The 12,849-nt window shown below is 44.8% G+C and carries 9 protein-coding genes; all 9 read left to right on the top strand.

Going from position 1 to position 12,849, the window contains the following annotated elements; genetic code table 11:
- Nucleotides 1-79 precede the first annotated feature (79 nt).
- Nucleotides 80-3,835, top strand: a complete 3,756-nt coding sequence (locus ACOOEY_RS14795) for an efflux RND transporter permease subunit (protein WP_420385499.1) — start codon at nucleotides 80-82, stop codon at nucleotides 3,833-3,835.
- Complete coding sequence (locus ACOOEY_RS14790) at nucleotides 3,804-4,553, top strand: acetolactate decarboxylase (RefSeq protein WP_420385498.1); 750 nt, start codon at nucleotides 3,804-3,806, stop codon at nucleotides 4,551-4,553. The genes ACOOEY_RS14795 and ACOOEY_RS14790 overlap by 32 nt, the downstream gene beginning before the upstream one ends.
- Nucleotides 4,550-5,779 carry a TolC family protein gene (locus tag ACOOEY_RS14785; protein WP_420385497.1) on the top strand — a complete coding sequence of 410 codons (1,230 nt, stop codon included), beginning with the start codon at nucleotides 4,550-4,552 and terminating at the stop codon, nucleotides 5,777-5,779. The genes ACOOEY_RS14790 and ACOOEY_RS14785 overlap by 4 nt, the downstream gene beginning before the upstream one ends.
- A 2-nt stretch (nucleotides 5,780-5,781) precedes the next feature.
- Entirely contained in the window at nucleotides 5,782-6,993 is a 1,212-nt protein-coding gene (locus tag ACOOEY_RS14780; protein WP_420385496.1) for an exo-alpha-sialidase, read from the top strand.
- 2 nt (nucleotides 6,994-6,995) lie between these two features.
- Entirely contained in the window at nucleotides 6,996-8,753 is a 1,758-nt protein-coding gene (locus ACOOEY_RS14775; RefSeq protein ID WP_420385495.1) for an efflux RND transporter periplasmic adaptor subunit, read from the top strand.
- A gap of 19 nt (nucleotides 8,754-8,772) precedes the next feature.
- A complete protein-coding gene (locus tag ACOOEY_RS14770; RefSeq protein ID WP_420385494.1) occupies nucleotides 8,773-9,234 on the top strand; it encodes a DUF3347 domain-containing protein in 462 nt (153 codons plus the stop codon).
- Between the two features lie 87 nt (nucleotides 9,235-9,321).
- Complete coding sequence (locus ACOOEY_RS14765) at nucleotides 9,322-9,843, top strand: helix-turn-helix domain-containing protein (RefSeq protein ID WP_420385493.1); 522 nt, start codon at nucleotides 9,322-9,324, stop codon at nucleotides 9,841-9,843.
- 88 nt (nucleotides 9,844-9,931) lie between these two features.
- Entirely contained in the window at nucleotides 9,932-10,654 is a 723-nt protein-coding gene (locus ACOOEY_RS14760) for a heavy-metal-associated domain-containing protein (protein ID WP_420385492.1), read from the top strand.
- Between the two features lie 18 nt (nucleotides 10,655-10,672).
- A complete protein-coding gene (locus ACOOEY_RS14755) occupies nucleotides 10,673-12,688 on the top strand; it encodes a copper-translocating P-type ATPase (protein WP_420385491.1) in 2,016 nt (671 codons plus the stop codon).
- The last annotated feature ends 161 nt before the right edge of the window (nucleotides 12,689-12,849 follow it).

Genomic DNA, 12,849 nt, shown 5'->3' with positions numbered 1-12,849 from the left:
TCTGCATGACCACATCATGAACGACTCACCAACCCTCCCTCCGAGGTAATAATTCATTCAGGATTGTAATACCGTTCAAATGATCAAAAATCTTATTCAATTTTTCCTTTATAACCGCCTGGTTACTTTTCTGCTGCTAGTCATTGTGATTGGCTGGGGGCTTGTGACTGCACCCTTCAACTGGTCTACAGGGTTACCTAGTGATCCGGTACCAGTAGATGCCATTCCTGATATTGGTGAAAATCAGCAAATCATCTTTACAGAATGGTCAGGACGTTCTCCTCAGGATATTGAGGACCAAATCACTTACCCGCTCACCTCCTCCCTCCTGGGCTTACCAGGGGTTAAGACTATCAGAAGCTCAAGTATTTTCGGGGTATCTTCTATTTATGTGATATTCAATGAGGATGTGGAGTTTTATTGGAGTCGCAGCAGGATTCTGGAAAAACTAAATGCGCTTCCCAAGGGGCTACTTCCCGATGGCGTTCAACCTTCACTGGGTCCTGATGCGACCGCATTGGGACAGATCTTCTGGTATACGCTCGAGGGCAGAGATACCGAAGGCAAACCAGCTGGGGGCTGGGACCCTCAGGAAATTCGCAGTATTCAGGATTATACCATCAAATACGCATTGAGCTCAGCTTCAGGAGTATCTGAAGTAGCTTCGGTTGGTGGTTTTGTAAAAGAATACCAGATAGATATTGATCCTGAGGCCATGAAAGGCTTCGGAGTTACGCTGGCAGAGATTACCAAGGCGGTAAAAGAAAGTAACCGCGACATTGGAGCCAAGACCATGGAGATCAATCAGGCTGAATACCTGGTACGCGGTTTGGGTTATGTAAAAAGCCTCCAGGATCTCGAAAACGCAGTGGTCAAAACAGTGAATAACACCCCTATTAGGGTTCGGGACGTGGCCTTTGTCTCACTGGGACCGGCTTCCAGAAGAGGAGCTCTTGACAAAGCCGGAGCTGAAGCGGTTGGCGGAGTTGTGGTTGCCCGCTATGGAGCCAACCCAATGGAGGTGATAGAAAATGTAAAAGCCAAGATTGAAGAAATCAAACCCGGGCTTCCTACCAAAACGCTGGCCGATGGCAGACAGTCAAAGCTGACTATTGTTCCGTTTTATGACCGGACTCAACTGATTCAGGAAACCATTGGAACACTGGAAGAAGCCTTAAGTCTGGAGATCATCATAACCATAGTTGTGGTGATTGTCATGCTGCTGAATCTAAGAGCATCAGTTCTCATCTCCTCACTTCTGCCTATTGCCGTACTCATGTGCTTTATTGCCATGCGCTACCTCGGTGTAGACGCTAACATTGTAGCACTCTCGGGGATCGCCATTGCCATTGGCACGATGGTAGATGTGGGTATAGTACTGACTGAAAATGTCAGCCGACACCTGGATCAGAACCGCGACAAAAGACTGGTTGATCTGATTTTCGAAGCCAGCAAAGAGGTTGCTCCGGCCATTATCACAGCTGTATTGACAACCGTAGTTAGCTTCATTCCGGTATTTACATTGGAAGCAGCTGAAGGCAAGTTATTCCGGCCACTGGCTTATACCAAGACATTTGCCCTCATTGCTGCCATTCTGGTCGCACTATTGATCTTGCCTACCCTTGCTTACTGGTTCTTTGGTTTTCAACCGAAAAACAAAAGGCTGAAACTGGTTTTGAATACCATTACAGTAGCCTTTGGCATTGTAGCTCTGTTTTATGCGCAGTGGCTTGGGGCATTTGTTCTTTTGGCCATTGGCCTCTCTAATCTTTCGCAAAACTTCTGGCCTCAAACCAAGAAATACCTGAAGTACTCTGATGTAATCATCGCCCTGCTGGCAGTTACCATTTTACTTGCCGAGCAATGGATGCCTCTCGGAGTTAAGGGAGGCTTGTGGCTGAACTTCCTGTTCGTAGCACTGGTCATTGGACTAACATTGGGTGTCTTCAGCCTCTTCATCAGAGTTTACCCCAGAGTACTTGGGTGGACACTCAACCACAGAAGGACTTTCCTGGTCTTACCAGCCTTTATTGTCCTTTTTGGAATCACCATCTGGCAAGGTTTCGATAAAGTGTTCGGTTTCATTCCCCAACTCTTTGGCGATGAAGTGAGAGTCACAAAACTCTATTCCAGATTAAACCATAGCCTTCCGGGTATTGGTAAAGAGTTTATGCCTGCGCTGGACGAGGGCGCATTTCTATTAATGCCTACCTCAATGTCTCATGCGGGGGTAGACCAGAACCGCGAGGTACTTAAGATGTTGGATATGGCTGTCACCGCCATACCTGAAATTGAATCGGTTGTTGGAAAGTTTGGAAGAACAGAGAGTGCTCTCGACCCGGCACCAATCTCCATGTATGAGAATGTAATCAACTATAAAAGTGAGTACAAAACCGATGAAAACGGTAGACGTCTTCGCTTCAGGTTTGAAAACAATGAGTTTGTGAGGGATGCTCAGGGCGAGTTGATTCCTGATAAGAATGGAAGTTACTACAGGCAGTGGCGTGATGAAATTCAGTCACCCGAAGATATATGGCAGGAAATTGTTAAAGCCACGAGTCTTCCGGGAGTTACTTCAGCCCCTAAATTACAGCCTATAGAAACCCGCCTGGTCATGCTACAAACCGGTATGCGTGCACCTATGGGTATCAAGGTAAAAGGGCCGGATCTTGAGACCATTGAAGCCTTTGGACTAGAGTTAGAGGAGATTCTCAAGCAAGTGCCTTCTGTTAAAAAAGAAGCCGTATTTGCAGAGCGCATTGTTGGAAAACCTTATCTCCTGATTAACCTGAAGAGAGATCAACTAGCCAGGTACGGCTTAAGTATTGCACAAGTCCAGGACTATTTACAAGTGGCCGTTGGTGGAATGAAGTTATCTACCACAGTAGAAGGCCGGGAGCGCTACCCCATCAGAGTCCGCTATCCGAGGGAGTTACGAGACAACCCCGAGGACCTCAATAATATCCTTATTCCTCTACCCGGGAATCAGAATATCCCATTGGGAGAAGTTGCTTCAATAGAGTATGCCCGTGGACCTCAGATGATCAAAAGTGAAGATACGTTCCTCATAGGCTATGTCATCTTCGACAAACTGGTCGGTCAGGCTGAAGTGCAGGTTGTTGAACAAGTGAGAAACCTCATCAATCAAAAGGTAGCTACAGGTGAGCTAAGCATTCCGGCCGGAGTTTCCTATGAATTTGCAGGGAGCTATCAGAATCAGATCAGGGCTGAGGCACGACTGAGTATTGTTATTCCTATCGTACTGGTTGTCATCTTTTTGATTCTCTACTTCCAGTTCAAATCTGTTCCGGTTTCATTGATGGTGTTCAGTGGTGTCGCTGTGGCATTCGGAGGTGGTTTCCTCATGCTTTGGTTGTATGGACAGGATGGCTTTCTCAATTTCAACCTGTTTGGCACCAATATTAGAGATTTGTTCCAGATTGAACCCGTCAACCTGAGTGTTGCTGTCTGGGTTGGATTCATTGCGCTTTTTGGTATTGCCACAGATGATGGAGTGCTCATGGCCACCTACCTCAACCAAACCTTTGAATCAGATACTCCAAAAAGTAAGACAGAAATTCAGAAAAGAGTCATTGAGGCCGGGATGAAACGTGTCAGACCTTGTCTGATGACTACCGCTACCACTCTACTCGCTTTGTTGCCTATCCTGACAAGTACAGGCAGAGGATCTGATGTGATGGTTCCAATGGCCATCCCTTCATTCGGGGGAATGTTCATTGCATTGATTACACTCTTTGTCGTACCGATCCTCTATTCCTACTACAAAGAAATACAGCTAAAACGTGAAACCGCTAAAGGAAACAGCCATGTATAAGCAACTCATTTCAATCATATTATTTAGCCTGATTATTGGCTGCCAGGCTCCTCAGGACGGGTATGAGGTAGAATATCAGGTACATGGAAAGCTGATGGAAATCATGCAGCAGAATCAGTTACAAGCCAGAATAACGGTAGATGAAAACCAACTGAATGGTACTACTTACGGGTTAGGAGCCATAGAAGGGCTGACGGGTGAAATTCTAATTAGTGCCGGTAAGATATTTACCTCGGTGGCTACGCCTGATTCTATTCTGATCGATGAGCCAGGACGAGTAGCTGCTGTCTTGTTAGTGACTGCCGAGGTAAATACCTGGCAAAAAGTAGAAGCGGAAGAAGCTGTTCCTGATATGGATGAATTGGCCCGACTTATCGCCAATAAGGCTGAACAGGTTGGGTTGAGCAGCTCTGGCGTTGTCCCAATCCGGATTATCGCATCAAGCTCCTCGATAGAATGGCATATTATCAATGCCAGCCTGGCGCAAGAACAAAACCATCAGGCCTATAAGGCCTCCGGGCGAAGCGGCACCATTGGCGATCAACCCGTTGAAATCACCGGCTTCTACTCCAAAAATCATGAAGGTGTTTTTACCCACCATGGCAGTTTTCTGCATTTACATGTCATTACTGCTGATGGACAATTAATGGGACATGTAGACGAACTACATTTCAATCGGACCTGGACCTTGTTTTTACCTAAAGCCGACAAATTATGAAAAGACACTTTTACATAGGCATATTTCTTCTGGTCTGTTTAGGTGTTAATGGCCAGACTCTGGAAGATTACTGGCAAACAGCAGCAGAACAAAACCCAATGCTCAAAGCCAGTTTTAACCAGTATTTATCAGCCCTAGAGAAAGTGGATCAGGTAAACGTATTGCCAGACCCAACTGTCAGTTTTGGCTACTTCATCTCTCCGGTTGAAACCAGAGTTGGAGCGCAGCGATTCAAGGTTTCGGTTAGTCAGATGTTCCCCTGGAGGGGAACCTTAGCCACCAGAGAGTCGTTGGCGGTTAAAACAGCAGAAGCCCGTTTTGCGGAGTTTGAAGAAGCGAGAAACAAACTATTTCTCAACCTTACCGAAACCTGGCTTCAACTCTCAGAGCTTGATCAGGAGATTGAGGTTAAAAAAGAAAACCTGAGGATTCTTAAAACCTACGAGCCAATTGCCAAGACCAAGTACGAGTCGAACCTGACCTCTCTGGCAGATCTTATCAGAATTCAAATCAGGATTGAAGAGGCCACTACCAACCTGGAAATACTGGAGCTTCAGCGCAAGCCTCTGGTTGCCGATTTTAACACCTACCTCAACCAACCAGTTGATAGTCCGGTAAACCTGAGCGCAGGCTATTTTGAGACAACACAAAGCTATAGTCTCGACTCTGCCCTCACTTCCAATCCGAAGCTGGCGGCCAATAGCAAAGCTATTGAGGGAGCGGAAAGCCAAATCAGACTAGCCGAACTTCAACGAAAGCCTAATATCGGAGTGGGCCTTGACTATGCCTTCGTGAGCGAGCGAACGGATATGGCAGTCACAGATAATGGTAAAGACATTCTAATGCCTATGGTATCGCTTAGCCTTCCCATTTTTGGTAAGAAGAACAGAGCTGTCAAAAAAGAGGCAGAGCTTTATAAAGAGAGCCTCGAGTACAAATCAGAGGGTATTCGCAACGAGATCAAGAATCAGTGGACCAAAACGGACTATCTGGAAAATTCAGCTGGGAAAGAGCTGGACTTGTATGAAAAGGAAATCAGGAATACTCAATCCTTACTGAACGTACTCACCAGCGAATACAGCAATAACAGTACAAACTTTGAAGAGTTACTGCTCATCCAGCAGCAGCTCCTGCAACTACGTATAGCCGAAATCAAAGCCCAAACCAAGCAATACAGGGCAATGATTCAAAAGAGATATTTAACCGGAAACTTTACTGAATTCTAGCCATGAAAAAACTTTTAACACTTCTTATTGCGCTGACTATTTTTTCGGCCTGCGAAACTAAGCCTCAGGTGGCTGTTGAAGAAATTCAATTAGCAACAGAACACCCCAGCAGTCTCCCAAGACTCTTTACAAACAGTGAAGGAAAAACCTACTTATCATATGTAGAGCGAACCCCGGAAAGGATGGCAAAATTATACTTCACCAGCCTTGAAGGTGAGCAATGGTCAGATGCTCAACTGATTGCAGAAGGAGATAACTGGTTTGTCAACTGGGCAGACTTTCCGTCTGTCATAGAAAACAACAAGCACATGGCAGCCCACTGGCTACAGAAAAGTGAGGAAGGAACGTATGACTACGATGTACATGTGGCCATGTCGGCTAACAGCGGTAGTCAGTGGAATGAGTCATTTATTCCTCACACCGATGGTGTCCCTGCAGAACATGGCTTTGTCACCATGCTTCCCCTTGACAACCAGAGAACATTTATGACCTGGCTCGATGGTAGAAACACCAAAGGTGGTGAGGACCATAATGAAGGAGGTCATGGTGGAGCCGGAGCTATGACTTTGAGAGCCGCTATCTTCGATGCCAATGGTAAAGCTCTTGAAGAATGGGAATTAGACGACAGAGTATGCGACTGCTGCCAGACTACTGCCGCAAAGACAGATGAAGGCATTGTGGTGATTTACCGCGACCGAACTGAAAATGAAATCCGTGATATGTCGGTTGTACGATTGGTCAACGGCAACTGGACTAAACCTGAACCTCTTAAAGTTGAACTTTGGGAAATGCCTGCATGCCCGGTTAACGGGCCATCCGTAACCGCTCAGGGCAATCAGGTAGCTGTGGCCTGGTTTATGGCTAAAGGCGGTACGCCTGAGGTAAAGCTGGCTTTTTCAAAAGATGGCGGAGCAAGCTTCGGAGAACCTGTTGTGGTTAGCCAGGCCAATACCAGTGGTCGGGTAGGCACCACTACCCTGAATAATGGTCACGTGATTGTTAGCTGGCTGGATACCATTGGTGAAACTGCTAAGGTAATGGTGGCAGAGTACGACAAAACCGGTGCATTGATTAACAAAATGACGGTTGCTGAAACATCTGCTGCAAGAGCCAGCGGATTCCCGGTCATTACTTCTAATGGTAATGACATTTATATGGCCTGGACTCAGGCCGATGAAAAAACGATGATCAAGACAGCAAAAATTAACCTCTAGTCATGAAACTGGATAAGAAAATTATAGGAATCATTTTAGGCACGCTCACTGTTGGGCTTGTTTTGGGGGCAGTACTCTTTAGTAGTAAAGACACTGCTCGGCCTGTAGAGTCCATGGTAGCAGACCATGACCACAGTGCATCAGCCATCTGGACATGCTCTATGCACCCTCAAATCAAGCAGGGAGAGCCGGGCTCATGTCCTCTGTGTGGTATGGACCTGATTCCACTAGACAGTGAAGGACAGGATGACAGCCCACGGGTTTTAAAAATGTCAAATGCAGCTATGGCATTAGCCGATATTCAAACGGCTGTAGTGAGTAGCACTGCTGAGAAATCAATGCTAACGCTCAATGGCAGAATTAAAGCAGATGAAAGACTGGTTCAAACACAGACTACCCATTTCCCCGGCAGAATAGAAGAACTATATAAGGACTTCGAAGGCCAGTATGTGAGGAAAGGAGAAAAAGTGGCATCTATCTACTCCCCTGAATTAGTGGCCGCCCAGAATGAATTACTGGAAGCTTTGAAACTGGCAGACACCAACCCTACCCTGGTAGAGGCCGCCAGAAGGAAACTCAAATACTGGAAGGTTACCGATGAGCAAATACAAAGCATCGAAGAGTCGGGTCAGATGATGGAAAACTTCGATCTGCTCTCTAATTATGACGGCTATATCACCAAGAAGATGGTGAATAACGGAGCACATTTAATGCAAGGACAGGCACTGTATGAAGTGGCCGACTTATCTAATATCTGGGCCATTTTCGAAGTATATGAAAAAGACCTGGCTCTGGTCAGTTTGGGCGATATAGTTCAATTCACAGTAAATGGATCTTCAAAGGTTTATGAATCTACCGTGAGCTTTATTTCTCCATCGGTTGAATCAAACAGCCGAATTATTGAAGTAAGAGCCAATGTGAGGAATAGTCAGGCCGCTTTGAAACCTGACATGTTCATTAAAGCAGAAATCAGCAGCACAGGAAATACTGGCTTGAGTGTACCTCGTTCGGCAGTGCTCTGGACAGGCAAAAGATCGGTAGTCTATGTAAAGGCTGGGGATGAGCAAAGTTTTGAGCTGCGCGAGATAGAGCTCGGAGAGTCCTACGAAAACTCTTACGAGGTAATTTCAGGACTAACAGCCGGAGAGGAAGTCGTTACCAATGGTGCGTTTACGCTTGATGCTGAAGCTCAGCTAAAAGGGAAAATCAGCATGATGAGTCCTGAGAGCCAAATGATGGAACATCAACACGGAGGTTTTTCAGAAGTCGAACTTCCGGAGGTAACAGATTATAAATCGGCTGCGACCCCTGCCTTTTCACAACAAATCCGGCAACTGGTTGAAAGTTACCTACCCCTTAAAGACGCTATGGTAGAAGGAAATGCCGCACCAATCAAAACAGAGGCAGCCAGGGTGTTGGAAAGCTTGAAAAAAGTAGATATGACCGAGTTGAAAGGTGATGCCCATATGCACTGGATGGCCTTGCTAAACCCGATGGAAACCAGTCTGGAAAACATGAATAACTCTGATGACCGAGATGTTCAACGCCTTGAGTTCATCAATCTGTCTAAGGCACTTATCAATACACTCGATTCTTATGGTAACCCGGCCGATCAGATGCTCTACGTGCAGTTCTGCCCGATGGCCAACAATGACAAAGGAGCTACCTGGGTATCGATGGAAGAAGAAATTATCAATCCCTATTTCGGAGACATGATGCTCCATTGTGGGAATGTAGAATACACTATTGAAAACAATTAATTACTCAAATACTTTAAACATGAAAAATCTAATCGCATTATTCGTACTTGTCTTATTGACCAGCGCCTGTGGTTCTGGCAATTCTACCACTACCAGCACAGAAACTTCTTCTGGAAACAACATTGAAGCCTATTTGGCGATCAAAGATGCCTTAGTAGAAACTAATGCTGAAAAGGCCAGCGAAGCTGCTAAATCATTTATGAAAGCCAATACCAATGACCAATTGACTGCCTCTCTCGAAACTATTGCTAATACAACAGATGTAAAAGCACAAAGAGCAGCTTTTGAAACGCTTTCAATGAACATGTATGATATTGTAAAAGCCAACAAGGGTGAAACCGTATTGTACAAGCAGTACTGTCCAATGGCCTTCAATAATAAAGGAGCTTACTGGCTGGCAGCTGAACAAGAAGTTAACAACCCGTACTTTGGAGATATGATGTTGCACTGTGGCAGTGTAGAAGAAACCATCAACCAATAATTAAATTAAGGCGTTCTGAAATGTAAATTTTCAGAACGCCAACTTATGCTTCTGCACGTTAAACATATGGTCTGCAATCGCTGTATCATGGCGATTGAAACGCTGCTTAGGAGTCAATTTCCTAAACACCAATTCCTTGTTACCCTTGGCCGCATCGAGGTCCAACCTGACCTGGATTCTATAGACCTGAATGATTTGACGCTTTCCCTGCAAAAACTTGGCTTTGAGCTAGTCGATGATGAAAAGGGAAGAAAGGTTGAACAAATCAAGCAGTTGATCATTACTGAGATCCATCATCAAGGAGACAGGAAAAAGCAAAGCGAGACTTTCTCAGCATTCATTGGTCAGGAGCTTGGCCATGATTACTCCTACCTGAACAACCTTTTTTCAAGTATTGAAGGTAAAACCATAGGCCAATACATAACCCTTCAGAAAATAGAGAAAGCCAAAGAGCTACTCGTTTATGAAGAGTTGAGTCTGGAAGAAATTGCAGATCAGCTGGAGTACAACAGTGCTCAGTATTTGTCGGCTCAATTCAAAAAGGTAACAGGACTCACTCCCTCCAAATTCAGAAGTTTTGGTCATAGGAGGCCCATAGACTCTATCTGAGTCACGAAAAAGTGTAAGTCGCCACTTAAATACTGTAAAGTACGGAGCGGTAAGATCCGGGATATTTGTAGTCTAATTATTTCAGACTATGAAAAAGCAATTAACAATTCAGGGAATGACCTGCGAAGGCTGTAAGGCCAAAGTAAGCCGAAACCTTAGAAAGCTCGAAGGTGTCAAAGAAGTCAGTATTGACCTGAGCAATGGCGAAACTATATTGGAGACAGAGTTGGTCTACAGCGATGATGAGCTACAACAGGCCATAGGTGCTGACTCCAAATACCAGATCAGGAAAGAGGCGATTCTTCAGGAACCTGCTCAAAGCAGCAACCAAGGTTTTTTCAGTACCTATAAACCTCTTCTACTCATTGTTGGCTTTATTGCCCTTGTCAGTTGGCTGGCACAATGGCAGACCTTTGAGGTGAGCTTCAATGGTCAACTATGGATGAGATATTTCATGGCCGGTTTCTTTTTGGTATTCTCCTTTTTCAAACTCCTTAACCTGCAGGGCTTTTCAGACAGCTACCGCATGTACGACATTGTCGCAGCCGGTTGGAAACCCTGGGGAAAGATTTATCCATTTGTTGAATTGGCTCTGGGCATTGCATATCTCATCAATTTTTCCCCAACAATTACCAACCTTACTACTGTTGTAATACTAGGAGTAAGCTCGATTGGAGTAATCAAAAGCAATCTGGATAAGCGGAAAATCAAGTGTGCCTGCTTAGGAGATGTTTTCAACCTACCCATGAGTCAGGTGACTATTATTGAGGACCTTTCTATGGTGCTTATGGCTGCTATTATGCTCTATTGACGATAAATCAACAACAAGATGAAACACAATCAAGAAGACCAGCATTCCCATCATCATGATCACCACGACCATGATCACTCCCATCATAACCACGATGACATGATCAGGGACTTTAAGCAAAGATTCTACATCACATTGGTCACTGGTCTTCCTGTGATTGTACTTTCTCCAATGATTCAAGGACTACTGGGTTATAATTTGCAGTTCGTGGGTGCAGATTATATCTCAGCCTCCTTATCCAGTTTTATTTTCTTCTATGGAGGCTGGCCCTTCTTAAAAGGCCTAGTATCTGAGCTCAGGGAACGACAGCCCGGCATGATGACACTGATTGCCATTGCCATCACCACTGCATGGTTGTATAGCACAGCTGTTGTGTTTGGTTTGAGCGGAAAAGTGTTCTACTGGGAGTTGGTTTCCCTAATAGCCATTATGCTACTTGGCCATTGGCTTGAAATGAAATCTGTTGCCGGAGCTTCACAGGCATTGAAAAAACTGGCCGAATTACTCCCTTCAGAAGCACATAAAATCACAAAGGAAGGTACGGAAGAGGTAAAAGTCAGTTCCCTTCAAAAAGGGGATAGTATTCTGATCAAACCGGGTGAGAAAGTCCCTGCCGATGGTGAGATAACTGAAGGAGAAAGTGAATTAGATGAAAGCACACTTACCGGTGAAAGCAGTCCGATAGCCAAGAGTAAGGGAGATGCAGTCAAAGGAGGTTCGGTTAACCTCGATGGTTCTCTCAAGGTTAAAATCAATGCTTCAGGTGAAGACAGTTACCTCAACAAGGTAGTTCGCCTGGTCAGCGATGCACAAAAAGAAAAGTCAAAAACACAAACATTAGCCAATAAGGCCGCAGGTATACTAGCTTATGTAGCCATCATTGCCGGTTTAGTCACCTTTATCAGCTGGTGGCAGTTCTCTGATCAAGACCTGAATTTTGCTCTGGAAAGAATGGTGACAGTAATGATTATTACCTGTCCTCATGCCTTAGGCCTGGCGGTCCCCCTTGTCTCTTCCATCTCCACTACTATTTCTGCCACCAATGGATTATTAATCCGCAGTAAGTCTGCCTTTGAAGCCTCCAGAAAAATTGACACCGTGATCTTCGACAAAACCGGCACTTTAACGACAGGAGCATTCGGTGTGCAAGAAATCTATATTCACGATAACTCTTTTAGTGAAGAGGAGCTTTTGAGTCTTGCCGCTTCATTGGAACAAGAATCAGAACACCCTATTGCAAAAGGAATACTCCAAGAAGCCAGAAAGAGAGAAGTACAGTTGAGGGATATTCAGAATTTCAATTCCATGAAGGGAAAAGGCATCGAGGCAGATATTGATCAGGACACCTATTCCGTGGTAAGTCCCGGGTATTTGAAAGATAAGCAAATAGAAATTCCAGATACTGCTACTGAAGATGATGGCACAGTAGTCTTTCTTTTAAAAGAGCATAAACTCCTTGGATTCATATCGCTAGCCGACACTGTAAGGGAGCAAAGTTATAATGCCGTTAACTCTCTCCAAAATAGAGGCATTCAGGTCATTATGGCCACTGGAGATAATGAGAAAACTGCAGAAAAAGTGTCAAAAAAACTATCGCTGGATCAATACTACAGTGGTGTATTACCACATGAGAAGTCTGAGATCATCGAGGAGTGGCAATCAAAAGGGAAGTTCGTTGCCATGACGGGAGATGGGGTAAATGACGCCCCTGCCCTGGCTAAGGCCAATGTAGGCATTGCCATTGGGTCGGGAACCGATGTTGCTGCCGAGACTGCCGATATTATCCTTACGGAAAGTAGACCTAGTGATATTGTCAGACTGATAGACTTTGGAAAGGCAACCTACAGAAAAATGATTCAAAACCTGGTCTGGGCTACAGGCTATAATGTGTTTGCTATTCCTTTAGCTGCGGGAATACTTTATAATCAAGGAATTATGATTTCACCAGCTCTCGGAGCAGCACTTATGAGTATATCCACAGTGGTCTGTGCGGTGAATGCACAGGCACTAAAATGGTCTATGAAACCAGCGTAAGCGATGAATCTACCAGAGAATAGAACTTTTTTTAGATGAATTGAAACCAAAACACTTAGTTTGCAGTTTTAACCTTATAACGCTTGCAGGTAACATTTTTTTAATATTACTTTGAAGTGTCTAAGAAATTAAAAGAGACCTGGAGGTTCCAATCCTCTGGT

The sequence above is a fragment of the Roseivirga sp. genome (genome assembly GCF_965216855.1).
Classification (GTDB): domain Bacteria; phylum Bacteroidota; class Bacteroidia; order Cytophagales; family Cyclobacteriaceae; genus Roseivirga.
Note: the sequence above shows the minus strand (reverse complement) of the source record. Positions and strands in the feature narration are given on the sequence as shown.

Bases quoted from the DNA above. Each gene is read 5' to 3' on its own strand.
- ACOOEY_RS14795 (WP_420385499.1), top strand. From the start codon at position 80: ATGATCAAAAATCTTATTCAATTTTTCCTTTATAACCGCCTGGTTACT.
- ACOOEY_RS14785 (WP_420385497.1), top strand. From the start codon at position 4,550: ATGAAAAGACACTTTTACATAGGCATATTTCTTCTGGTCTGTTTAGGT.
- ACOOEY_RS14780 (WP_420385496.1), top strand. From the start codon at position 5,782: ATGAAAAAACTTTTAACACTTCTTATTGCGCTGACTATTTTTTCGGCC.
- ACOOEY_RS14775 (WP_420385495.1), top strand. From the start codon at position 6,996: ATGAAACTGGATAAGAAAATTATAGGAATCATTTTAGGCACGCTCACT.
- ACOOEY_RS14770 (WP_420385494.1), top strand. From the start codon at position 8,773: ATGAAAAATCTAATCGCATTATTCGTACTTGTCTTATTGACCAGCGCC.
- ACOOEY_RS14765 (WP_420385493.1), top strand. From the start codon at position 9,322: ATGGCGATTGAAACGCTGCTTAGGAGTCAATTTCCTAAACACCAATTC.
- ACOOEY_RS14760 (WP_420385492.1), top strand. From the start codon at position 9,932: ATGAAAAAGCAATTAACAATTCAGGGAATGACCTGCGAAGGCTGTAAG.
- ACOOEY_RS14755 (WP_420385491.1), top strand. From the start codon at position 10,673: ATGAAACACAATCAAGAAGACCAGCATTCCCATCATCATGATCACCAC.